The organism is Neorhizobium sp. PAMB6716 (assembly GCF_058242805.1).
The window spans coordinates 1,566,172-1,589,228 of record NZ_CM177835.1 but is presented as its reverse complement, the minus strand read 5'-3'; the positions used below and the strand labels follow the sequence as shown (position 1 = coordinate 1,589,228).

The following is a 23,057-nucleotide window of genomic DNA, read 5'->3' as shown; positions in this document are numbered from 1 at the left end:
GCAGGCTTTTGGCCTGCCGGCGGTTTGGTCTGCGACGCGGCCTTACTGGCCGGTCGGAACGGCTGTCGGATCGGCTGGTGCCGGCTGTGCGGGGGCAGTTGCACCCGGTGCGGCACCGCCGGCCGGCTGGCCGCCAAGCGAATCAAGGATACCGTTGCCCTGACCCTGCTGGGTCGCGGGGATCCGGTCGAGAATATCGGTCGGGCGCTGTTCGTAGCGGCCCATGATGCCAAGCGCCAGCGACGTCACGAAGAACAGTGCGGCCAGAATGGCGGTCGTGCGGGTCAGCGCATTGGCCGTGCCGCGGGCCGACATGAAGCCGGAGCCGCCGCCGATGCCAAGGCCACCGCCTTCGGAGCGCTGAATCAGCACAACGCCGACAAGGGCCAGCACGATCATGAGATGGATAACGATCAATACGGTCTGCATATCAGTCCAGTCCTGCGCGCCGTCTGGGCGGCATCCATGAAGGGTTCGGCATCAATGGTTTGGCCGGCTCTTTACCCGAGCCGGTCCGGTATTCCAAGGGGCAAGTGACCCGGTTTGGCGTTTTGCGCCGATTTATGCGGTCAGCGCCTCGTATACCCCGTAGATGGCGAGGAAATCGGAGGCTTTCAAGCTTGCTCCGCCGATGAGTGCGCCATCGACATTTTTAACCGCCATCAATTCCTTGGCATTGCTTGGTTTTACCGAGCCGCCATAGAGAATGCGCATCTTCTGGCCCTCGCCCGCAAAACGCCCAACGAGTTCGGCGCGCATGAAGGCATGCGCCTTTTCCACGTCGTCCACGGTTGGCGTCAGCCCGGTTCCGATCGCCCAGACCGGCTCATAGGCGATGACGGTGTTGTCTGCGGTAGCGCTATCAGGCAGCGAACCGGCGAGCTGGCGCTTGAGGATTTCCAGTGTTTGACCGGCCTTGCGCTCGTCTGCCGTCTCGCCGATGCAGATGATGGCCACCAGCTCGGCGCCGTAGGCGGCTTGCGCCTTGGCGCGCACCAGATGGTCGGTTTCGGCATGGTCACTGCGTCGCTCCGAGTGGCCGACGATGACGTGGGTGCCAAAGCAGTCGGCGATCATTTCCGCCGAAAGGTCACCGGTATGGGCGCCGGCCTGGTCCTGGTGGCAATCCTGGGCGCCGATCAACAGGGGGCTATCGGTGCAAAGGGCCGTCGAGACATAAAGCAGGGTCGCGGGCGGGCAGATCAGCGCATCGACCTTTTCCGACAAGGGGCCCTGCACGCCCTCGGCCATTGCCTTGATCTGGTCCAGCGCGGACCGCGTGCCATTCATCTTCCAGTTACCAGCCACCAGCGGGCGAACATCCGGCGTCATTGCGCTTTATATCCCTTCAACTCCCGGCCGTTCAAACACGAACGGCGTCCTCATCTTGTGCTCGGGGGCTTTTTAGACGGTTCCGAACGCAAATGGTATGTAAAAACGCGGCCTTGGTTCAGAAGTGTGGTTAAAACGACGCAGAAACGTCAACAAAATGTTCAGCCGCCGGCAGTCAGGACGAAATTGAGGATGTCGCGCCAGTCACTCATCCGCACCGGTGTGCCGTGGCCCCCGGTTTCGAACAGCCGGAACGCCACCGGATACTTGCGGCTTTGCATCTTTTCATAAAGCGCGATCTGGTCTTCGGCCTTGTAGACCTTGTCGGCACTGCCATGAGAAAAATAGACGGGGATGCGCAGCTTTGCCGCCGGCGTCGTCAGAAAACCCGGATCCGGCGGGCCGCCCATCACCACCAGCCCCTTCAGATAACGCACCGCCTCCTTGTCGCGGCTGACGCTCTGGCAGATAAAACCGCCCATGGAGGCGCAGGCGAGAATGACCGGCCGCCCCGCCGATAGCTCGAAGACATGGCGGATCAGGGCTGCCACGTCGGCGGCCCCATTGGGGTCGAAGCTTTTGATGCTTGGGGCGTAATAGCTGCCGCCATTCAGCACCGCGAGGTTTTTGAGCCGGTTGAAATTGCCGCCGAAGGAATAATCATTGGCGCCAAGGCGGCGATCCCCTCCCCGGCCATGGATGAAAATCACGGTAAATGCCGCATCCTGCAGTGGGCCGACACGCATCACGTCGAGCCTGCTGCCGGAGAGGTTCAGCGTTTCGTTCACCTGATACTTGCGCACGCCAGTCTCGACGTAAGGTGATTTCACCCTCCGCTCCGGCTCCTGGTCGCGCGCGTTGATATCGCGCAGTTCCTGATAGTCGATCACCTGGAAGGCGCCGCCATCGCGGGTTTCCAGCACACGCTGCTGCGAAAAGAGCGCATCCTTGAATGGCCTGATCGGCGGATCGGCAACCGCAACGCCTGGCACAAACAAAAGCCCCAGAACCAGCATTGAACGCAAAAGGCGGTGCTTGACGGGGCGGTTGTGAAAATGATCTGTGGACATGCCGCTTCCAATGCATTTGCCGCCAGATGTCTGGCTTGCCAACGGGCGCGCGGCGGCGCAAACCCGGAACTGCCCTTTGCCTTCATGCGCGGGCATCGCGAAAAAGCCGGTTATCTGGCACACTCGCGGGCGATTCGATAGCCACCCAGACGCGGGACTTGCCCATCGAGAGCCATTTGCCGCTTGCTCAAAGGCCATATAGACGGACCCCATGGACGATACCACCGACCTCTTCGCCAGCCTTCCGACCCCGAGCCGCGCGAGCGCCAAGACGTCCGAAGCACCGCAGACGCCAGCCAACAGCGCCGAGCCTGTGACCAGGGCGCCGGAGCCTGCCCGTGCGGCGCGCGGAGCGCCGGTGGCGGTTGCGGGAACCGATACCTACGATGCCTCCTCGATCCGCGTGCTGGAAGGGCTGGAGCCCGTGCGCATGCGTCCGGGCATGTATATCGGCGGCACCGACGAAAAGGCGATGCATCACCTTTTCGCCGAAGTCATCGACAACTCGATGGACGAGGCTGTCGCCGGGCACGCCAATTTCATCGAAGTGCATCTGGATGCCGAAGGGTTTTTGACCGTCAGCGACAACGGCCGCGGTATCCCCGTGGAAAACCATCCGCAGGTGCCGGGAAAATCCACGCTCGAAGTGATCATGACAAAGCTGCATGCCGGCGGCAAGTTCGACGGCAAGGCCTATGAAACCTCGGGCGGCCTTCACGGCGTTGGCGTTTCCGTTGTCAATGCGCTGTCTGATCTTCTCGAAGTGGAGGTTGCCCGCAACCGCAAACTCTATCGCCAGCGTTTTTCGCGCGGCGTGCCGCAGGGTGGCCTCGAAGAACTGGGCGATGTGCACAACCGCCGCGGCACACGCGTGCGCTTCCATCCCGATCCGCAGATCTTTGGCGACCATGCCAAATTCGATGCCGGCCGCATTTTCCGCATGGCGCGCTCAAAAGCCTATCTGTTCGGCGGCGTGGAAATCCGCTGGAGCTGCGATCCGGGCTTAGTGGTGGCCGGCGGCGACATTCCCGACAAGGCGGTGTTCCACTTCCCCGGTGGCCTGAAGGATTATCTGGCGGCCACGCTTGGCAAGGATTTCACCGTCACCCGCGAAATCTTTGCCGGGCGCACGGAAAAGACCGGCGGCCACGGCGCCATGGAATGGGCGATCACCTGGTATGGCGGCGACCCGCTGATCCATTCCTATTGCAACACCATTCCGACGCCTGAAGGCGGCACGCACGAGGCGGGTCTGCGCATTGCGCTGACCAAGGGTCTCAAAAATTACGCCGAACTGACGCAGAACAAACGCGCCGCCCAGATCAGCACCGACGACGTGATGATTTCGGCCATGGGCATGCTCTCCGTCTTCATCCGTGAGCCGGAATTTGTCGGCCAGACGAAGGACAAGCTGGCAACCGTCGAAGCCCAACGCATCGTGGAAAACGCGCTGCGCGACCCGTTCGACCATTACCTTGCCGGCAACCCCGCGGAAGCGGCAAAGCTGCTCGAATGGGTGATCGAGCGGGCGGAAGAACGGCTTCGCCGGCGCAAGGAAAAGGAAGTCAACCGCAAGACGGCGGTGCGCAAGCTGCGTCTGCCCGGCAAGCTGGCTGACTGCTCGCAGAACACCGCCGAGGGCGCCGAGCTTTTCATCGTGGAAGGCGATTCGGCTGGTGGCTCGGCCAAGCAGGCGCGCAACCGCGCCAACCAGGCCATCCTGCCCCTGCGTGGAAAGATCCTGAACGTCGGCAGCGCCAGCCGTGAAAAGCTGTCCGCCAACCAGCAGATCGCCGATCTCATCCAGGCGCTCGGCTGCGGCACGCGCACAAAATACCGCGAGGAGGATCTTCGCTACGAGCGCATCGTCATCATGACCGATGCCGACGTGGACGGCGCTCACATCGCCTCGCTGCTCATCACCTTTTTCTATCAGGAAATGCCGGAGCTTATCCGCGGCAACCATCTCTATCTTGCCGTGCCGCCGCTTTACGTCATCCGCCAGGGCGCCAAGATCGTTTATGCCCGCGACGACCGGCACCGGGCCGAACTGATGGAAACCGAGTTCAAGGGCAAGAAGGTCGAGATCGGCCGCTTCAAAGGTCTTGGCGAAATGATGCCGGCGCAGCTCAAGGAAACCACGATGGATCCGGCCAAGCGCACGTTGTTGCGCGTCGGCATCGATGACGTCGATTTTGAAGGCACCCGCGAGGCCGTCGACAACCTCATGGGCACCAAGGCTGATGCACGTTTCCGCTTCATTCAGGAGCGGGCCGCCTTCGCCGATAATCTCGACATCTGACGCTTTGCGGTCAGACAGCGAAAGCTGAACCGAAATATAAAAAAGCCCGAGGATCCGGTCGGACCTTCGGGCTTTTTCGCGTTTGTGTTGTCCTCTCTGCCGCAGCCGTCTGCTTTAATCCTGCAGTACCGGTTCGCGGGCGGCGAGCACCCGGATGACGGCACCAATGAGAGCCGTCGCCTCATAGGGTTTGCGTACAACGGGGGCCGAAAAACTTGCCGGGATGACCGACTGGTCACTGTATCCCGTGGCGAAAACGAAGGGCACGTCGCGCCTCACCAGTTCCTCGGCAATCGGCAGCGACGTCCCCGATCCGAGATTGACGTCGAGGATGGCGATATGGGGCGTGAACGTCCGCAACTGTCGAAGCGCCTCGGCAGCCGATGGCACGGTTGTGACCTTGGTAATACCGTGGTCGAGCAACATCGTCTCGACATCGGCTGCCACCAGCATCTGGTCTTCCACCAGCAGCAGATCGAGGTCGCCCAGAATGCTGGCGATCTCGCTTGCCGATGCAAGATTGAGATCGACTTCCTGGTCGAAGACGGGTGTATCGGAGGCGTGAACGTGTTTTGCCGGAATTAAAAAGCGCGCGTGAAGGCCGGATGCTGCATAATCCACCTGGCTTTCGCCACCCAGTTCATAGGGGATGCTGCGCTCGATGAGGATGGTGCCGAAACCGGCGCGCTTTGGCGCAAGAACCAATGGGCCGCCGCTTTCAATCCAGGCCAACTGAGTGCCGCCGTCGACATTGTTGCTCCAGGAGATGTCCAGCCGGCCGCCATTGGCCGAGAGCGCGCCATATTTGGCGGCGTTGGTCGACATTTCATGCAGCACCAGTGCCATCACGGAAAAACCGCGGCTATCCAGCCAGACATGCGGACCGTCAAGCATCACCTGCCGTTCGCCGTCGCGATAGGGTTTCAGCTCGGCCTCCAGCAGGTCACGAAGCGAACCACCGTCGCCGCCGCGCACCACCTGGTCATGGGCAAAGGCCAGCGCCTGGATGCGGCCCTTCAATGTCGCCACATAATCGCCGATCAGCCGGCCTTCCTGCACGGGATGGCCAACCAGTGCCTTGATGACCGCAAGGATGTTCTTGACGCGGTGGTTCAACTCCTCGTTGAGCATGCGCTGGCGGACATCCGCCTTGCCGCGCTCGTCGGCCAGAAGCTCGTTGTGGTGCAGAACCACCTCGACCAGCACGGAGCGGATGGCCTCGGCAATCTCGCGCTCGCTTTCGGTCCAGCGCTCGGACTTCATGTGAACGGTTTCCTTCCACAGCGCAAAACTCTTGCGCGGCGTCAGGCGGTCGCCCATCGGCCCGATCTCGTAGGATTTGTCGGGATTGCCGGCCCAGTCGAGCATCTGCACCAGTTCGCGGCGGAAGAAGAACAGGTAATCGCGCGGCCGCTGCGACAGGGGAATGGCCAGCAGGCCACAGACGTCGGAGGCATAATCAACCGCTTGCGGCAGGTGCAGTGACAGGTGGTCCGTACCCCAGATGCGCCCGCCCGAGACGGAGCCGACAAAATCACCAATGCCGGCAATGGCTTTTTCGGGCGGCACGGCGCCATGCCCTGTCCAGATGCCATCGAGCCAGAGGCCGATGCCATCGCAAGACATGATCTTGGCAAATTCGGTCAAGGATTGGCGAAGGAAAGCCGAAATATCAAGCGTGTGCGAGGCAGATTGAAGAAAGCGGTCGAGCGAGCGACGCGCACTGTTGGCGGTGTCGAGGATCTGCTTCTGCTTCAAAGCGCTGAGGTGCAGCGAAAAGAATTCGCCGAACATTTCCGCCGCGATCCGTTGCGACATGGCCAGCGACTTCGGCTGGTAATGGTGGCAGGCAATCAGTCCCCACAACTCGCCATCGACGATAACAGAGATCGACATGGAGGCGGCGACGCCCATGTTGCGCAGATATTCGCAGTGGATCGGCGACACCGAGCGCAGATGCCCAAACGAGAGGTCAAGAGGGGCCGCGTTCGCATCCAGCTCCGGCAGCACCGGCACGCGCGCGCCACTGGCATCCGAGATGATTCGGATGGTGTTCTTGAGGTAGAGGGTGCGGGCCTGCTTGGGGATATCGCTTGCCGGAAAATACTGGCCCTTGAAGCTTTCGAGATCGCGGCGCTTGTATTCGCTCACCACCTTGCCGGCACCGTCATGCTCGAACCGGTAGATCATCACCCGGTCGTAACCGAGCATGGCAAACACCAGCCGTGCCGATTTTTCAACAAGTTCGTCAATGCCGCTGATGGCGCGGATGCGGCTGATCAGCATGCGGGCGGTTTCCAGCGGCTGGTCGGAATGGGCGCTTGCCGGCTCGAACTCCATGATCGCCACGTCGTTCAACCGGTGAACGGAGACATCGAAAGCGCCGGTGGGAAGCGGCACCGCCATGCGCAGAGCCGGCCTTGCCGGATCGTCCGTGGTGGCCAGAGCATTGCGCAGCGTATGCGCCACTTCGTCCCCCACCACCTCGTCCAGCCGGCGGCCGATGACGTCGCCCTCGATGCCGAGCATGGAAGCGAGGTTGCCGGAATGGCGCAGCACGGCACCGCCGGACATATCGGTTACCAGAAGGCAGCCGTAAGGCTGGATGCTGCCGGGAATATGGATCGGCTCGCGGTCGCAATTCGTCAGATCGACCTTAGGGGCATCGGGCATGAACAGGTTCCTTGGGAGTGACCGCGGCAGGTGTCGGGGTGGCGTGCGAAGCCTCGATCACTCTATCCATATCGACAATCGTGTTGAATTCGGGAATGCCAGCAAGGCGTTCATCCTTGGGAGAGCCTTTGACTGGCCGGGGCGGCGAATGCAGTGTCGACTTGCAAGAACATCCGCCAAACCTGCGCCTGGCATGCCCTCGCCTATCCGCAGGCACCCGCTCCTGGAAATACTTAGAGCAGCCCCGCGACCTTTCCAGCCCTCCCGTGGAATGGGCTGCAAATCCACCGGTGGGCGTTGCTGCGGCGTCATATGCAGATCATGCAGCCCTGTCATGATACGGTGTGGAGCTGCTGTCTTGCGCAGCCCGAGATGAGCCAATGCGGATATCGGTGGTTTAGAAACAACGTTTCGAGCCGCCGACTGCTGCCGTGGCAGGAAACAGAGTGCTTGCAAACAGTGTCGGGAATGTTCCAATGTATTGAAACGGTCGGCAGGCCCGAAGACTTCATGGGTTGTGCCAGACATGCGCTTGCTCAAAGGCAAGCGGCGATACGGTAAGGGCATTCGGGTGGACGGAAACTTAATTGACGATGGTCATAGTACTATCCCATTCGAGACGCCCGGAAAACCACAATCTTCGCATATGCTGATAAATGCTCACTTGCGCCCTGTGGTCAGCCGGACCATATGGTGCGAACGCGCGAACAAGGATAACTGACCTATCGTGACCGAAAGAGACAAGATCACCAAGGAACCCCGCTGGCTCGGACCGGTGGCGCCAACGCGCATTGCCCTTGTCCCGCCCATTTCGGCCGCTCGCTGGCTGTTGGTGCTGATCGTCTTTGCCGGTATCTATTTCTTTCACGGTTTCGTCGTGCCCGTGCTTGCCGCCCTTGTGGTGGGATTTGCCAGCTGGCCGCTATACCGCGATCTCCTGCGCCGCACGGGTGGCAACACCACCATTGGCGCAACGATTGCCATTATTCTCGTCATCGCCTTCCTGGTCATTCCGCTGGGCATCGCAATTTCCTACACGATCGGTGAAATGCGCGACTGGATCGGCTGGGCCCTCCAGGCAAACCGTCTCGGCTCGCCGCCACCGAAATGGATTGTCGACCTGCCGATGGCCGGCACCTGGCTTGGCCAGCAATGGGAGCGCCATATCGGCGAACCCGGTGCCATCGGCGAACTGGTGCAGATCGTCAGCGGCGCCAATATCGGCAATATCTACCGTGCGGTGATTGCAGCCGGAGATGGCGCCTTCCATCTTATCCTGTCGCTGCTGTTCATGCTGATCGCGCTGTTTTTCGTCTACCGCGACGGCGCATCCTTCTCACGCCAGATCGACATGCTGGGAGAACGCATCCTGCCATCGCGCTGGGAGCGGATTTCCCGCGTTGTGCCCGCCACGATCAGTTCGACGGTGACGGGCATGACGCTGATCGCCCTCGGTGAGGGCATCGTGCTCGGCCTTGCCTACTGGATCGCCGGCGTGCCCTCTCCTGTCACACTCGGCGTTCTCACGGGCATCATGGCGCTTGTGCCGGGCGGCGCGCCGCTGTCCTTCACGCTGGTATCGATCTATCTGGCGGCGAGCGGTTCCTACGTCGCCGGCATTGCGCTTCTGGTCTGGGGATCGGTCGAGCTGTTCATCGTCGACAAGACGATCCGGCCGCGCCTTGTCGGCGGGCCGATCAAGCTGCCTTTCCTGCCGACCTTTTTCGGTCTTGTTGGCGGCGTGAAGACGATGGGTTTTCTCGGGCTTTTCATCGGCCCCGTGCTGATGGCGCTTCTGGTTGCCATCTGGCGGGAATGGATGCGTGAGATCGAACTGTCCGATCCGCACGACACTGCCGAACACGTGGCCGAGATTGCCGCCAAGGACCGACGCACCGCATAAGGCATGCCGCGCGCCGGTGCTTTTCTTCAAGCCGCTGAAACCGTCTTTTCCATGAACAGGCTGAGCGGGTCCGGGCGATAGCTGCCGAAGGGCTCGATCTCGATATATCCGGCCTTGCGATAGAGCCCGATGGCTTCCGGCTGGTAGATGCCGGTTTCCAGACGGATGGCCGAAATCTTGAGAGCCTCCGCCTCCGCTTCCAGTGTCTCCAGCAGCGTCTTGCCGAGCTTCAGGCCGCGCGCCGCATCGTCCACGAACATGCGCTTGATCTCGGCGGTGCCATCCGCGTAGCGCACAAGGCTTGCGCAACCGAGCACGATCTCGCCGCGCCGCGCCACGAAAAACGACACATTGGGCAGTTCCAACTCTTCGAGCGGCAGCATATGGTTGCTTTCAGCCGGATAGAGCGAGGCCGCATAGGCGTTGGAGAGTTCAAGAAGCCGGATCACGCCCGGCTGGCGCGGCGGTTCGCGCTGGATGATGATGTCTTGCTGCATGTCTATCTCGTTTCATCTGCCTTAACGGCGTCACGATCCTCCTCATAAAGGGAGGTCCCGCCCCTGCCAAGGATCTCCGATGCGCACAGCCATGGTCATGATGACGATTCTCGGATGCGATGACAGCGCGACCGATTGCCGATACGTTGCAACGCTGGAACAGCGCTGGCCGACACTGGAGCTTTGCAATGCCGTCTCGGACAAGGAACTGGCCGCTTTTGCCAATATTTCCTACCCGGTGGTGATTGCCGTTTGCCAGGACCCGACGGTCGTGACGGCGCAGACGGCGGTACCGACCCAAAAGCCGGCAGCGACCCCGCCGGTCGAGCCGACCACACCGCAAGAACAGCGGGCTCAGGAGGAAAACCTCGCCCGGCAGGCGCTGGGCCGGGTCCGCGATATCCTGCCAAGCGGCGATGCCGTGCGCAATCTGGTGCAAAGCCCGGTGCGGCTGGTCGAGGACGGTTATTCCTGGGTGGCGCGCAAGCTGCGCTGATGGAGGATCTGTTCAGGCGGCAAGGGACCGCGCCAGTGCGCGCGTCCTCAGGCGACGGTCGTCATGGCCGATCTCCTCGACAAGGTCGAGGAGAGTATTGACGGGGGCAGCCGGGTCTGCCGGGCGCCTGACGCTGGCCGCCAGCGCCTCGAAAATTCCCTCCTCCGGCTGGCCTTCGGGCTGGCTTGCACACTGGCGCCAGATCAGCGTTGCCTCGACGAAAAGCGGCGAGATGTCGCGGCCGAAGCCGGATGATTCGTAAAGCGCCCGTATGGCATGGCGGCGCCCCGTTGCCATCATTGCCCGCACCCGATGCTCCGAAAGGCCACACAGTTGCGTGATTGCTGCGGCGAAGAAATCGATACGGCCGCTGACCAGCGCCTGCATCAGAAAAGTCGGCGTCAGCCGCGCCGATGCGGCAAGGTGGGCCGCAAGCCGTGCCATCTCCTCGCCGGCGGCATGATCGCTGAGGTGCAGCGTTGCCGCATCGCCTGCCTGCCGTGTCACATGCACGAGGCGAACCGGATCGATGAGGCGCGAGACGAGATTAAAGCCGCTGAGCGCCTCGCCCACATGGCGCACCAATAGCGCACGCGCCTCGGCGGGCAGGTCGGGACGGGAGAGCAGGCTGCCACGCACGCGACCATCGCCCGCATGCCGGGCTGCGATGCGCATCAGGCTGTAGCGTGTGAGGCGAGCGGTGTCGTTGTCGAGCAGCAGCAGGATCTCGCCGATCTCACCGATCTCGGCAATGGCGGCGGCTGCGCCGGCACCAAGGCCCGGGCGTGCGGCGATGAGGCCCCGCACCAGACGGCTTCCGCGTCCGGCCAGATCCACCAGATCATGATCGGTCAGCACCGGCGAGAGTGTCAGGATATGGCAGGCGACATCCGGCTGGTCTTCGCCAAGCGCCAGCACGATACCGCGCGGCGCATGCGGCGAGGTGCTAAGCGCTTGTGCAAGAGCACTGCGGACGCTGGAGGCTGGATCATCCAGGAGATGGATCAGGGCCGTGAGAGCCTGCCGGTGGCGCCCGTCTTCGGGTTTTAGCCTGAGGAAGGTGCTGGCGAGTGCGCTTGCCGCCTTTTCCCGTTCGCTGACGCTGGCACTTTCAGCCCATCGAATAAAAGTCTGTACGATCACCGATGACGCGCCTCGAATATTAGGAGTAGTCTACTGCAGACCTCTCCATGGCAATGAGGCTAGAGAGAAATGGTTTATGTTCCGTTCACCATGTCCCTTAACATTTGACAGGGGGTTCCGCTGACCCAAGCAATCGCGCTTCCGAGCCATGCTATCCTTCCCCACTGCTGGCAAAGACTGGCGGTAGATGCCCTCGACACCGCGCCGGCTTTAAGCCTGCGAAGGCCTTTGGTGGATGGGGTGCAACTGCAGGAACGAGAGCCGCCGCAGAAGGGCGTGTTTGCGGGCGGACAAAATCTCGGCGTTCTGCTGCCGCCCCTCGAGGATGCGCTGATCGAGGATACGATCCGCGCCGCCATCCGCTGGCATGCGCGGGCCGTCATCCTGCCGCAGGTGACGCAGGCCGCCATGCTGCAGCATCTGGATGTTCTGCTGACGGTGATCGAAGCGGAGGAAAACCTGCCCGGCGCGCCCTTGCGGATTGCGGCCTATCCGGCCGATACGGCCGAGGGCGCCGTCTTTGCGCGGGATTTTCGCCGGATGAGCGCGCGGCTGGAGGCGCTGATCTGGGATGGCCCGGCCTTTTGCCGTGCCGCGGGCCTTGCCGAGCGCACCGCACCGGGTGAGGAACCCGAAATGCTGCGTACCGCCCGCAGCCTCTTCCTGCTGTCGGCCAAGGCCGCCGGCGTCGCTGCCATCGACACCGCCTCTGATACCGACGATGCCGCTTTGTTTTCCGCCGAATGTCTGTTTGCCCGCGATCAGGGCTTTGGGGCGAGGATCGCCACCCTGCCCATGCAGGCAGACATTATCGATCAGGTGTTTGCAGCACCCTCCTAGAGCATTCCGGTGAAAACGGGATCACCTTCAATGCTCTATCGATTGGCGTTCACGCAGCCCGGACGCAAAACCGCTGACGCACTTTTGCTGGATGTGCTCTAGCTTTTCGGACGCTCGATCTGAAAGACGTCGGTGCCGCCATCGGCATAATCCATATAGCCCATACGCGCGATCGGCCGGGCAAGGCCCATGTCGATGCGGCCGTCACGGATGATGGCGTCGCTGATATGAATACCGACCACCTGCCCGAAGACCATCACCGATTCGCCGGTCGCGCCATCGAGCCCGATGGGCTGGACCACCTGCGTGACCCGGCATTCAAGCGCTGCATGCGCCTCAGCGACGAAAGGCGCCTCGACCAGATCGCCCATCTTCGGCGTGAGCCCTGACAGTTTAAATTCGTCGACGCCATAGGGGACCGGCGCCGATGAGGCATTCATCGGCTCCACGATGAAACGGCTGACGAGGCTTGCGGTAAAGACCCCGGTTTCCTCGGCATTCCGCGCGCTATGCTTTCGCCCGCTGGACGAAAACATGACGATCTTCGGGCGGTCGGAGACGATGTTGAAGAAGGAATAGGGAGAGAGGTTGAAAGATCCATCCCTGCCCTTCGTGCCGATCCAGCCGATCGGACGCGGGGCAACGATCGCCTTGAATGGATCGTGCGAAAGTCCGTGGCGGTTTTCGTCGGTGCTGTAGAACATCAGTTCGTTCCTTCGCCGACCCAGGTGACGATCTCTGCAAGATCCGGGCGCGGGCGATCCGTCTGCGGAAATGTGGTGGAGCCGATATAAAGGAAACCTGCCACCTTCTCCTGCGGCTGGATGCCGAGCACGGCCTTCGCCGCCTCGTCATAGGCGATCCATTCCGACAGCCAGTTGGCGGCAAAGCCGTGCGCATTGGCGGCCATGAACAGGTTGAGGCAGACGGCACCGGCCGAAAGCTCCTGTTCCCAGACGGGGATTTTAAAGTGTTCGGCTGCCGTGCTGATAACGGCGATGACGACCGGCGCGCGCGCCAGCCGCGTGCGCTCCACCTCCTGCAATTCCGCCGACAGATCCGGCGTCTTTTGGAGAGCGATCTCCAGGAGTTTTGCGCCGAGTTGCAGTCTTTCCGCACCGCGATAGACGATGAACCGCCAGGGCGCCAGCTTGCCATGGTCGGGAACGCGTGAGGCAAGTGTCAGGATGGAGGTGATGGCAGTGCGATCCGGCCCCGGATCGGTCATCTGTGGCGCCGGGATCGAGCGGCGGGTGGCAAGATAGTCGAACAATGTCTTTTCGTTGCTCATGGGAAACAGAAGATCCGTGTTTTGCCGGGCGTGAACAAGGGCAGAATGGTCCGGCTGCTGTGTTTGACGGGACATCTCCCGCGCGTGACATTTTCCGGGCAAATTGCGTCTCTGGGCACAGCTTCAATTTGTAAAAGAAGCGCCAGGACACGGTAGGTCTTGAATTTGCCGCGCGGTTGGTCTTGAAGTGGCGGCTCAGTCTCAAAGAGTCAACGGTCGCCACGGCATGAAATCATCTCCCTTCGCGGTCGCCTTCCTTGCAGCGCTCCTTGTGACGCCGGGCGCTGGCCTTGTCGTGCCAGCCCGCGCCCTGGCGGAAGATGCCTTCAAGACCTTCAAGCAGATCGACAGCACCGCCAAGATGCCGAAGCTTAATGCCTTTTCGCCAAGCGCCGGCCGCGCCGCGCCGGTGGCCAAGGACGTGACGCTGCAGGCCAAGCTGACGCCGGACGGCGAGACGATGAAGGCGGGCCTGACATGGCGTGTGTTCAGCCCGATTGCCGGCCCGGATGGCAAACTGCCGGTGGTGGCAAGTTCCGAAGGCGGGGCTGCCAATTTCATGCTGCCGCCCGGCGCTTATTTCGTCAATGTCGCCTTCGGGCGGGCTGGTGTCACCAAGAAGCTGGACGTGCCGGCCGATGGCCCGGTGGAAAAGCAGACGCTGGTGCTGGATGCCGGTGGTTTTGTGCTGAACGCCGTTGCCGGCAGCCAGCAGCGCATTCCCGCCAATAAGCTGCGCTTTTCCGTCTATTCCGCCGATGTGCGCGAGGATGGCGAACGCGGCCTCGTGATGGCCAATGTTACGGCAGACACGATCGTGCGCCTCAATGCCGGAACCTATCATATCGTTTCCGAATACGGCGATATCAACGCGGTGGCACGTGCCGATATTCAGGTCGAGGCTGGCAAGCTGACGGAAGCTACCCTTCAGCACCGCGCCGCCCAGATCACCCTGAAACTGGTATCCCAGCCCGGTGGCGAGGCGATTGCCGATACGGCCTGGTCGGTGCTGACATCCGGCGGCGATGTGGTGAGCGAAAGCGTGCGCGCCTTTTCCACGATGGTGCTGGCTGAAGGCGATTACACCGCCATTGCCCGAAACAAGGACAAGATCTACCAGCGCGACTTTACCGTAACGTCCGGGCGCAATGCCGATGTGGAAGTGTTGCTGCGCGAGCAGCAGGCCACCAGTGTCGATGCTGATTGAGACCTTTGCCCTACCCAGCCTTGCGAAAGCGTGATTTCGGAATGTCGCGCATGACGAACACTGCCTGGTAAAGCTCGGCGAGCAGATCCTTGCGGTCGGGAAACGCGGCCATTTCCTCCCAGCTCATCAGCGGGCCTATCTTGGCGCGGATCGCGGTGCCCGACAGGCGCTTGAATTCGCGGATGAGCAGCGACAGCCGCAGCGTCAGCGAGACTCGGCTTGCCAGGTGAAACAGCCGACCGTTCTGCCCATGGAAATAGACCGGGATGACATTGGCGCGGGCGGCCTGGATGAGGCGCGCCGGAAACATCTTCCACGGCAAATCTTCGGCGCGGCCAAAGCCTTTTTTCGCCGTAGCGACACCGCCGGCCGGAAAGATGATGATGGTGACGCCGTCCTTCAGGAGGCGCATCGCCTCGCGGCGCGTCTCCATGTTCATGGCGAGCGCCTCGCGGGTTTCCTCGAAGGAGACGGGCAGCGCGTAGGGCTGAAGTTCCGGCACTTTCAACAGTTCGTTGTTGATCATCACGCGAAACGGGCGGTTCAGCTGTTCGGCAAGCGACAGGATGGCAATGCCATCGCCAATGCCGAAGGGATGGTTGGCAACAATGACAAGCGGCGCCTCCGGCAGGTCTTTGGGCGGCCATGCCCCATCCACCTCAAGCCGGACGTTGATCAGATCCAGCATGCGGCCGAACACCCGTTCGGTGCCGGCCCCAATGTCGCTGCGCCAGACATCGTAGAGCCGCACATAGCGGTTGCGGCCCGACAGGCCTTCGATGGAACGGATGAACCAGCGCTTCAGGCGCGGATCGCGATCGTTCGCGTATGACAGTTCCTTGAAACGCAACATGCCTCTCCGGCGCAGGCTCAAATCAGGATGACAAGACTATTGCATTTTCATGTCAGGATGCTGACAGCCCTTGCCCCAATGGCGCAAGGGCTGTCATACGGCTCAGGAAGCCCTATCAGGATGTTTTGGCCGCCAGCCGGCGTGCGGCACGGCGCTTGAGGTCCGGCGGGGTTGCCTCCTCGCTCAGCGACGTGACCGCTTCATCGAGCGTCATCGAGGTCTGCGCCTGGCTGCCGAGGCGGCGGATATTGACCGTGCGGTTTTCCGCTTCCTGGCGACCGCAGACCACGATGACCGGCACCTTGGTGACCGAATGCTCGCGGACCTTGTAGTTGATCTTCTCATTGCGGAAGTCGGTCTCGACGATGAGGCCGGCCTCGCGCAGGGCGTCCGCCACTTCGCGGCCGTAATCATCCGCATCCGACGTGATGGTGGCGACAACAACCTGCTGCGGCGCAAACCACAGCGGCATATGGCCGGCAAAGTTCTCGATGAGGATGCCGAGGAAACGCTCCATCGAGCCGCAGATGGCGCGGTGGATCATCACCGGCTGCTTCTTTTCGGAATTCTGATCGATATAGAAGGCGCCAAACCGTTCCGGCAGGTTGAAGTCCACCTGCGTCGTGCCGCACTGCCATTCACGGCCGATGGCATCTTTGAGCGTATATTCGAACTTCGGCCCGTAGAAGGCGCCCTCGCCCGGCAGAATGCCGGTCTTGATGCGGCCGCCCGACTGGGCCTCGATTTCCTTCAAGACGTCCAGCATCACGCTTTCGGCACGATCCCAGAGGTCGTCGGTGCCGACGCGCTTTTCCGGCCGGGTGGAAAGCTTCACCACCACTTCCTGGAAGCCGAAATCCTCGTAGACCGAGAGGATCAGGTCGTTGATGCGCAAGCATTCCGCTGCCATCTGCTCTTCGGTGCAGAACACATGTGCGTCGTCCTGCGTGAAGCCACGCACGCGCATCAGTCCATGCAGCGCGCCAGAGGCTTCATAACGATGCACAAGACCGAATTCGGCAAGGCGAACAGGCAATTCGCGATAGGATTTCAACCCATGCTTGAAGATCTGCACGTGCCCGGGGCAGTTCATAGGCTTCAAGGCAAAGACGCGGTTGTCGGCTTCCTTGTCATCCGTATGGGTGAAGGCATAGGCCGATTTCACCGCAAACATGTTTTCCTGATACCAGCCCCAGTGGCCAGACGTTTCCCAGAGCGAGGCATCAAGCACCTGCGGCGCGTTGACCTCCTCATAGGTGTTTTCAAGCCGGCGGCGCATATAAGCGGTCAGCGTCTGGAACATGCGCCAGCCCTTGCCGTGCCAGAACACGACGCCCGGACCCTCTTCCTGGAAATGGAACAGGTCCATTTCGCGGCCAAGTTTGCGGTGGTCGCGCTTTTCGGCCTCGGCCAGAACATGCAGGTACTGGTCAAGCTCTTCCTGTGTTGCCCAGGCGGTGCCATAGATGCGCGTCAGCATCGGCCGGGTGCTGTCGCCGCGCCAATAGGCGCCAGCCACCTTCATCAGCTTGAAGGCCGTGCCGACCTGGCCGGTGGAGGCCATGTGCGGGCCGCGGCAAAGATCGAACCAGTCGCCCTGGTAATAGATCTTGAGGTCCTGGTCTTCCGGGATCGCATCGACCAGCTCGACCTTGTAGGCCTCGCCCTTGTCGGCAAACACGTCGCGCGCCTTGTTGCGCGGCCAGATTTCCCTGGTGAAGGGCTTGTTGCGCTGGATGATTTCCTTCATCCGCTTTTCGATCTTCGGCAGATCTTCGGGCGTGAACGGCCAGTCCTCGCGGCTTTCAGGGTGGACGCGCTTGAAGTCGTAATAAAAGCCGTTCTCGATGACGGGGCCGATGGTCACCTGCGTGCCGGGCCACAGTTCCTGCACGGCCTCTGCCATCACATGGGCGGCATCGTGGCGGATGAGTTCCAGCGCGCGCGGATCGGTGCGGGTGACGATCTCGATCCGGCCGTCGATGACGGGGTCGGAGAGGTCGCGCAGCGTTCCATCGATGGCGATGGCAACGGCCTTCTTGGCAAGCGATTTCGAAATGGATTCGGCGACCGCCAGACCGGTTGTGCCGGCGTCATAGTTGCGGATCGAGCCATCGGGGAAGCTAAGGGAAACGGACATGCTTTTCTCCTGTTATCCAGTCCCGCCAACGAATGCGGGTGGTGATATCGGACCGCGCGGTGCGGTCGCTTTAACCCGCGCGTGATAGGTGAAAAACGCCGCCGCGTAAAGATCAACCGTCAGCCGGGCAGTCCCCAGAAAGCGCGGGCTCCGGGCGGCAAGGTGCCCAGAAACGCTTCCAGCCGCTCTGCATCCACATGGCGGCGGATGGCGCTGGTGACGTCCTCGATGGCGCTTGGCGTCGAAAAATTATGGTTGTGGCGCAGTGCCCGGACCTCGTCCATCATCGCCTCCCGATCCAGAAAAGGCTTGAGCGGTTCGCGTTTATCCCAGTCGCTGACGAAGATCGCGCGCAGCACTGCCGGCAAAAGATTGGCGAAGGTGATTGCCTCCTCCAATGTCAGCCGGCGGCGAAAGACCTGAAGAACGGCTTGCAGCATCGTGTAGCCCTGATGGCGAGTTTTTAGCAGTGAAATCGCCAGAAGGTCCTTCATGAAGGCTTCGAATTCGTCTGTGGCGTGGTGATATTCCATCGGGATCGGCATGGTCAGGAGGCTTTCGGGACTTTATTGCGATAGCGCCACGGCATGCACCAGCGCTGCCGGGCGGACAGTGTTTCCGGCACCGGATCGAGGCCGGATGCGCCGAAGGGGCCGCAGCTTACAAATCGTCGTGCCGTCATCCAGAAGCCGAACCACAGGCCGTGGCGGGCCACGGCCTCATAACCGAATTCCGAACAGGTGGGGATATGGCGACAGGAATTGCCGATGAAGCCCGAGAGCGTCAGTTGGTAGAGCCGGATGAAACCCATGCCGAGCAGACGTCCCGGGGTCTTTTTAAACGGTCCCTGCCAGTTGCGGCCGCGATGTCGGGTCTTGCGTCTCGGCTGCTCTTCGTCCTCGTCATCAAGCGCCTCGCAGTGGCGACACATGGGCTCAGCCTGCCATGGCGTGTGTTTTCGCCTCGATCTGGTCGAGACAGTCGATGACGGCATCGAAGGTCAGCATCGTGGAGGCGTGGCGGGCCTTGTAATCCTTCACCGGCTTCAGAATGCGCATTTCCTCGAAACGACCCTCCGGCCCTTCGCCACCTTCCTTCAGCATCGCCAGCATGGCGTCTCGGGCTGCGCGCACATCCTGAGGGGCCGCACCCACCACATGGCGGGCCATGACGGAAGATGAGGCCTGGCCGAGTGCGCAGGCGCGCACCTGCTGGGAAAAGTCGTCGATGACGCCGTCCTTCACCTTCAGGAAAACGCGCACCTTTGAGCCGCACAGTTTGGAATGCTTTTCCGATGTCGCATCGGCATCGTCCATCGGGCCGGTGCGCTCGATATTGCCGGCAAGTTCGAGGATGCGGCTGTTGTAGATATCGTCCATCATTGTTCTCTTGCGGGCTTTTTTGTCATCGGGGCGTCCGGGTCTTGCCGTGCCGCCCCATCTGCATGTGGATCGCGAACGGATTGTCTTTGCGCCGGCGCTGGTCGTGCAGTCCTTGCCACTATATATGATGATCCAAGCCCGGCGCATCAAGACGGAAAGTTTTGGCTGAAAGGGTTGCGAAAGCGGTAGGCTTTGTCTTGTAAAAACCGATCCGCAGGGGCAGAAAGCCCGTAACGCCTGACGGCACCGGCGAATGTAAAACCGGACAGCCAGCCGACGGGCTTTGGTCAGGTGCGGCCTTGAACCGCATCAGGAGACGAGAAGATGGACGCCATCGTGAAAAATTTCCCCGCCGGCAACAGCGAGGATCGCCCGACCCAGCAGGAAGCCGAGGATGCCGTGCGCCTTCTGCTGCGCTGGGCCGGCGACGATCCGAGCCGCGAAGGCCTTATCGATACGCCAAAGCGCGTTGCAAAATCCTATCTCGAGCTGTTCAGCGGTTATGGCGAGGACCCGCAAGAGGTGCTTGGCCGGACGTTTGAAGAAGTGGCAGGTTATGACGATATCGTGCTGGTGCGCGATATCTCGTTTTATTCCCATTGCGAGCACCACATGGTGCCGATCATCGGCAAGGCGCATGTCGCCTATCTGCCGAAGGGCCGTGTGCTGGGTCTGTCCAAGATCGCCCGGCTGGTGGAGGTGTTCGGCCGTCGCCTGCAGACGCAGGAGGCCATGACCGCGCAGATCGCCCATGCCATCCAATCGGTGCTGCAGCCACGGGGCGTTGCTGTCATGATCGATGCGGAGCATCTCTGCATGTCCATGCGCGGCATCCAGAAGCAGGGTTCCTCGACGCTCACCACCACCTTTACCGGCGACTACCAGAACAATGCCGCCGAGCAGGCGCGTTTCCTCACCATGATCCGGCAATGACCGGATAAAGTCCGAAGGCAGTTTTTTGATGACGATCGAATTTGACGAGGCGCCGCTCGACAAGGCGGCGCTGGAGGATGCCGGACCGTTTACGCCGCGTTTCGATGAGGCGGGCCTTGTCACCGCAATCGTGACCGACATCCGCGACGGCCACCTGCTGATGGTCGCCCATATGAACCGTGATGCGCTTGCGCTGACCATCGAGACCGGTATTGCCCATTATTACAGCCGCTCGCGGGCAAAAATCTGGAAGAAGGGCGAAACCTCCGGCAACCTGCAGAATGTCGTCGAGCTTCTCGCCGATTGCGATCAGGATGCCGTCTGGCTGAAGGTCGCGGTCGCTGGCCACGATGCCAGCTGCCACACGGGTCGTCGCTCGTGTTTTTATCGTGCCGTGTCTCTGGTCGATGGCAAGCCGCATCTTGAAGTCATCGATGAACAGCGGCATTTTGATCCAAATGCTGTCTATGGCGGCACGCACGCGTAAACGGCATTTGATCCCGGTATCGGCGCGCGGTCACACAATCAACGAATTCTAAACCAGAACGGACGTTAGATGGATGTCCGGGTGATGTTCAGCTAAAGGACGGATGCAGGCATGCTGAACTGGAGTTGGAATCGCGGCGATGTGCCGGCAGCAAATGCAGAGGGGAGCGCGAAAACGCCCTCGGCTTTGCCTGCCCCCGAAAAACCGGTGCGCAAGGCAAAGCTTGCGCTGGCGCTGGGGGGCGGGGCTGCGCGCGGCTGGGCCCATATCGGTGTGTTGCGCGCACTGGAAGAAGAAAACATCGAAATCGGCATGGTTGCCGGCACGTCCATCGGCGCGCTTGTCGGCGGCTGTTATCTGGCTGGCAAGCTCGATGCACTCGAAACCTTTGCCCGTTCGCTCACCGTGCGCCGCATTGCCGGTCTTCTCGATCTCACCATTGGCGGCGGTGGGCTGTTCGGCGGCCTGCGGCTGACCAAACGCATGCAAGAGGATCTCGAGGACATTGCCATCGAGAACCTTGACCGGCCCTTCGTCGCAGTCTGTACCGAACTTAACACCGGCCACGAAGTGTGGATCACCAGCGGCTCGCTGATCACAGGCATGCGGGCATCTTATGCCCTGCCCGGCATTTTCGAGCCGGTCAAATGCAACAACCGCACGCTGGTCGATGGCGCCCTGGTCAATCCGGTGCCGACCTCCGTCTGCCGCGCCTACGAGCAGCCGCTCGTGGTAGCCGTCAACCTCAACTATGACATCTTTGGCCGCTCGGCGGTGGTCAAGCACAATGCCAGCGTGTTGCCGGTGGTCGAAGGACAACACACGAAGGTGCGTGAGGCCCGGATCGGCATGACGAGCGTCATGGTGCAGGCCTTCAATATTATCCAGGAGCGCATTTCGCGGGCACGCCTTGCCGGCGATCCGCCGGATCTGGCGCTGCATCCGCGCCTCAGCGACATCGGCCTGTCTGAATTCCACCGCGCCGGCGAAGCAATCGACCGCGGCTACAAGGAAACCAAGGCGCGCATCGGCGAGTTGAAGCGCATGCAGGATGTGTTTGCCAGCTGACGGCCATTTCCGGCCGCCCGCCGCAACAGAATCAGCCGGCGATATAGGCCATCATATGCTCGGTTTCGGCCTCCACCTCGCGGATGCGGGCTTTTACCACGTCCCCGATCGAGATGATGCCGACGAGCTTGCCGCCCTCCTCCACGGGAATATGACGGAAGCGGCCGGTGCTCATGGTTTCCATCAATTCGTTGAGGCTGGTGTCTTCGCGACAGCGAATGACATTGGCGGTCATGCCTGAAGAAACAGGCTTTTGCAGGCCATCCGCCCCATCGGCTGCCACCACGCGCACCAGATCGCGCTCGGTAAATATGCCGGCAATGCGGCCTTCAAGGCTGGTCACCACGACCGCGCCGATTTTGTTTTCAGCCAGAATGGCAGCCACTTCGGCCACTGTTTTTTCCCGGCTGACGGACATCACGTCACGGCCCTTGGCATCCAGAATGTTCTTGACGGAGACAGGCATCAATTCCTCCTATTGACTATGTCTGGATGCGCCGTCGGCTAAACTCCCCACTGCTTTTGGCGCACCCGGATAGGAATGGTGCGCCCGCTTCAAAGGCTTTGCAACAGTCAACTGCCTGCAGACGGCATTTGTTAAGCAATCTCTTTTTCACCGACCAAAGGATCGAACAGGCCAAACAGCAGGTAGCCGAACAGAAAACCGCCGATATGCGCATCCCAGGCAATGGCGCCGGCATCCGAGCCGACCAGCGGCATGCCCAGAGCCACCAGCACGTTGCCCAGAAACCAGACCACGGTAAAAACCAGAACCGTGCGGTTCCTCAGCGCCGACACAATGCCCTGGCGCGGCAGGAAATTGGCCGAATCGCGGCGCATGCCACCGCCATGTTTGGGAAAGGCGAAACGGCACGCAGCGCCCATCAGGGCTGAGACGACACCCGACGCACCGATCAGCAGCGTCTCCTGCCCCCAGTTGAGGCCCGCGTGGAAAAAGGCGGCAGCGGCTGCCGAACAAATCCAGAAGGCAAGATAACGCCAGAGCCCGATGCGGCGCACCACGGGCGCTCCAAAGGCGGTCAGCCACAGGCAGTTGAAGATCAGGTGTTCCAGGCTGCCATGCATCAAGGAGTAGGTGACCGGCGTCCACAGCCATTCCAGCCCCTGATCGGTCAGCGGATAGACATAACGCAGCGGCGTGAAGGCCATCTCAAACAACATCAGCTCGCGCCACTGGTCGCTGAGCAGATAGGTATCGACCAGATAGAGTACGACCAGCACCGCAAGGGTCACAACGAGCGGTGTCGGCAGATTGAAGATCGGTTGGGCCGGCGCGCGCGGCCGCTCCATGCCTTGCCCCACTGCCGGCCCCACATCCGGCCCAGTATTCGGGACAGAAGCCGGCGGACGGCCTGCGTTATGCGGTGGCTGATCGCCTGACCCTGGTGTGTTCGGCGAATCGTCCATCTGCGCGTCCTT

The 23,057-nt window shown here is 61.5% G+C and carries 23 protein-coding genes; 8 read left to right on the top strand and 15 right to left on the bottom strand.

Annotated features, from left to right (window positions below; genetic code table 11):
- Nucleotides 1–42 precede the first annotated feature (42 nt).
- From secG to AC4CWH_RS07625, 3 genes are all read right to left on the bottom strand, one after another.
- Entirely contained in the window at nt 43–429 is a 387-nt protein-coding gene (gene secG, locus AC4CWH_RS07635) for a preprotein translocase subunit SecG (protein WP_491281543.1), read from the bottom strand.
- 132 nt (nt 430–561) lie between these two features.
- Entirely contained in the window at nt 562–1,332 is a 771-nt protein-coding gene (gene tpiA / locus AC4CWH_RS07630; RefSeq protein WP_491281542.1) for a triose-phosphate isomerase, read from the bottom strand.
- 161 nt (nt 1,333–1,493) lie between these two features.
- Nucleotides 1,494–2,402 carry an alpha/beta hydrolase gene (locus AC4CWH_RS07625; protein WP_491321059.1) on the bottom strand — a complete coding sequence of 303 codons (909 nt, stop codon included), beginning with the start codon at nt 2,400–2,402 and terminating at the stop codon, nt 1,494–1,496.
- 211 nt (nt 2,403–2,613) lie between these two features.
- Here AC4CWH_RS07625 and parE point away from each other — a divergent pair, with 211 nt between their 5' ends.
- Entirely contained in the window at nt 2,614–4,704 is a 2,091-nt protein-coding gene (parE, locus tag AC4CWH_RS07620) for a DNA topoisomerase IV subunit B (protein ID WP_491321058.1), read from the top strand.
- A 114-nt stretch (nt 4,705–4,818) separates the two neighbouring features.
- Here parE and AC4CWH_RS07615 read toward each other — a convergent pair whose 3' ends face one another.
- Nucleotides 4,819–7,377 (bottom strand): HWE histidine kinase domain-containing protein, encoded by a 2,559-nt coding sequence (locus AC4CWH_RS07615; RefSeq protein ID WP_491321057.1) that lies wholly within the window; start codon nt 7,375–7,377, stop codon nt 4,819–4,821.
- Between the two features lie 727 nt (nt 7,378–8,104).
- Here AC4CWH_RS07615 and AC4CWH_RS07610 point away from each other — a divergent pair.
- Entirely contained in the window at nt 8,105–9,280 is a 1,176-nt protein-coding gene (locus tag AC4CWH_RS07610; RefSeq protein ID WP_491281537.1) for an AI-2E family transporter, read from the top strand.
- A 26-nt stretch (nt 9,281–9,306) separates the two neighbouring features.
- Here AC4CWH_RS07610 and AC4CWH_RS07605 read toward each other — a convergent pair whose 3' ends face one another.
- Nucleotides 9,307–9,777, bottom strand: a complete 471-nt coding sequence (locus tag AC4CWH_RS07605; protein ID WP_491281536.1) for a GNAT family N-acetyltransferase — start codon at nt 9,775–9,777, stop codon at nt 9,307–9,309.
- Nucleotides 9,778–9,856: 79 nt separating this feature from the next.
- Here AC4CWH_RS07605 and AC4CWH_RS07600 point away from each other — a divergent pair, with 79 nt between their 5' ends.
- Entirely contained in the window at nt 9,857–10,273 is a 417-nt protein-coding gene (locus AC4CWH_RS07600; RefSeq protein ID WP_491281535.1) for a hypothetical protein, read from the top strand.
- Between the two features lie 12 nt (nt 10,274–10,285).
- Here the strand turns inward: AC4CWH_RS07600 and AC4CWH_RS07595 are convergent, their stop codons facing one another.
- A complete protein-coding gene (locus tag AC4CWH_RS07595) occupies nt 10,286–11,416 on the bottom strand; it encodes a DUF2336 domain-containing protein (RefSeq protein WP_491321056.1) in 1,131 nt (376 codons plus the stop codon).
- A 231-nt stretch (nt 11,417–11,647) separates the two neighbouring features.
- Between AC4CWH_RS07595 and AC4CWH_RS07590 the strand changes: the two genes are divergently transcribed.
- The gene (locus AC4CWH_RS07590; RefSeq protein ID WP_491321055.1) at nt 11,648–12,256 is read left to right on the top strand and encodes an aldolase/citrate lyase family protein; all 609 of its coding nucleotides are present in this window, start codon (nt 11,648–11,650) and stop codon (nt 12,254–12,256) included.
- Nucleotides 12,257–12,354: 98 nt separating this feature from the next.
- Here AC4CWH_RS07590 and AC4CWH_RS07585 read toward each other — a convergent pair whose 3' ends face one another.
- Entirely contained in the window at nt 12,355–12,960 is a 606-nt protein-coding gene (locus tag AC4CWH_RS07585; protein ID WP_491321054.1) for a flavin reductase family protein, read from the bottom strand.
- Nucleotides 12,960–13,547 carry a nitroreductase family protein gene (locus AC4CWH_RS07580; protein WP_491321053.1) on the bottom strand — a complete coding sequence of 196 codons (588 nt, stop codon included), beginning with the start codon at nt 13,545–13,547 and terminating at the stop codon, nt 12,960–12,962. The genes AC4CWH_RS07585 and AC4CWH_RS07580 overlap by 1 nt, the downstream gene beginning before the upstream one ends.
- 226 nt (nt 13,548–13,773) lie before the next feature.
- On the opposite strand from AC4CWH_RS07580, the gene AC4CWH_RS07575 reads away from it, so the two are divergent.
- Entirely contained in the window at nt 13,774–14,754 is a 981-nt protein-coding gene (locus AC4CWH_RS07575) for an RgsD C-terminal domain-containing protein (protein WP_491321052.1), read from the top strand.
- 10 nt (nt 14,755–14,764) lie between these two features.
- Here AC4CWH_RS07575 and AC4CWH_RS07570 read toward each other — a convergent pair whose 3' ends face one another.
- The 5 genes from AC4CWH_RS07570 to AC4CWH_RS07550 all read right to left on the bottom strand — a co-directional run bounded on the left by AC4CWH_RS07570 (nt 14,765) and on the right by AC4CWH_RS07550 (nt 19,126).
- Nucleotides 14,765–15,604 (bottom strand): lysophospholipid acyltransferase family protein, encoded by an 840-nt coding sequence (locus tag AC4CWH_RS07570; RefSeq protein WP_491321382.1) that lies wholly within the window; start codon nt 15,602–15,604, stop codon nt 14,765–14,767.
- A gap of 118 nt (nt 15,605–15,722) precedes the next feature.
- Nucleotides 15,723–17,747, bottom strand: coding sequence for a threonine--tRNA ligase (gene thrS / locus AC4CWH_RS07565; protein WP_491321051.1), 2,025 nt, complete (start codon nt 17,745–17,747; stop codon nt 15,723–15,725).
- Between the two features lie 119 nt (nt 17,748–17,866).
- Entirely contained in the window at nt 17,867–18,292 is a 426-nt protein-coding gene (locus AC4CWH_RS07560) for a DUF2267 domain-containing protein (protein WP_491321050.1), read from the bottom strand.
- Nucleotides 18,293–18,294: 2 nt separating this feature from the next.
- Nucleotides 18,295–18,678 carry a membrane protein insertion efficiency factor YidD gene (gene yidD / locus AC4CWH_RS07555; RefSeq protein WP_491321049.1) on the bottom strand — a complete coding sequence of 128 codons (384 nt, stop codon included), beginning with the start codon at nt 18,676–18,678 and terminating at the stop codon, nt 18,295–18,297.
- Between the two features lie 4 nt (nt 18,679–18,682).
- Nucleotides 18,683–19,126 carry an iron-sulfur cluster assembly scaffold protein gene (locus AC4CWH_RS07550; RefSeq protein WP_491321048.1) on the bottom strand — a complete coding sequence of 148 codons (444 nt, stop codon included), beginning with the start codon at nt 19,124–19,126 and terminating at the stop codon, nt 18,683–18,685.
- Between the two features lie 327 nt (nt 19,127–19,453).
- Here AC4CWH_RS07550 and folE point away from each other — a divergent pair, with 327 nt between their 5' ends.
- The 3 genes from folE to AC4CWH_RS07535 all read left to right on the top strand — a co-directional run bounded on the left by folE (nt 19,454) and on the right by AC4CWH_RS07535 (nt 21,617).
- A complete protein-coding gene (gene folE, locus AC4CWH_RS07545) occupies nt 19,454–20,062 on the top strand; it encodes a GTP cyclohydrolase I FolE (RefSeq protein ID WP_491281525.1) in 609 nt (202 codons plus the stop codon).
- A 28-nt stretch (nt 20,063–20,090) separates the two neighbouring features.
- A complete protein-coding gene (hisI, locus tag AC4CWH_RS07540) occupies nt 20,091–20,549 on the top strand; it encodes a phosphoribosyl-AMP cyclohydrolase (RefSeq protein WP_491321047.1) in 459 nt (152 codons plus the stop codon).
- 111 nt (nt 20,550–20,660) lie between these two features.
- A complete protein-coding gene (locus AC4CWH_RS07535; protein ID WP_491281523.1) occupies nt 20,661–21,617 on the top strand; it encodes a patatin-like phospholipase family protein in 957 nt (318 codons plus the stop codon).
- 31 nt (nt 21,618–21,648) lie between these two features.
- Here the strand turns inward: AC4CWH_RS07535 and AC4CWH_RS07530 are convergent, their stop codons facing one another.
- Both AC4CWH_RS07530 and AC4CWH_RS07525 read right to left on the bottom strand, forming a co-directional pair.
- Nucleotides 21,649–22,083 carry a CBS domain-containing protein gene (locus AC4CWH_RS07530; protein WP_491281522.1) on the bottom strand — a complete coding sequence of 145 codons (435 nt, stop codon included), beginning with the start codon at nt 22,081–22,083 and terminating at the stop codon, nt 21,649–21,651.
- Between the two features lie 131 nt (nt 22,084–22,214).
- The gene (locus AC4CWH_RS07525) at nt 22,215–22,928 is read right to left on the bottom strand and encodes a rhomboid family intramembrane serine protease (RefSeq protein WP_491321046.1); all 714 of its coding nucleotides are present in this window, start codon (nt 22,926–22,928) and stop codon (nt 22,215–22,217) included.
- Nucleotides 22,929–23,057: the final 129 nt, after the last annotated feature.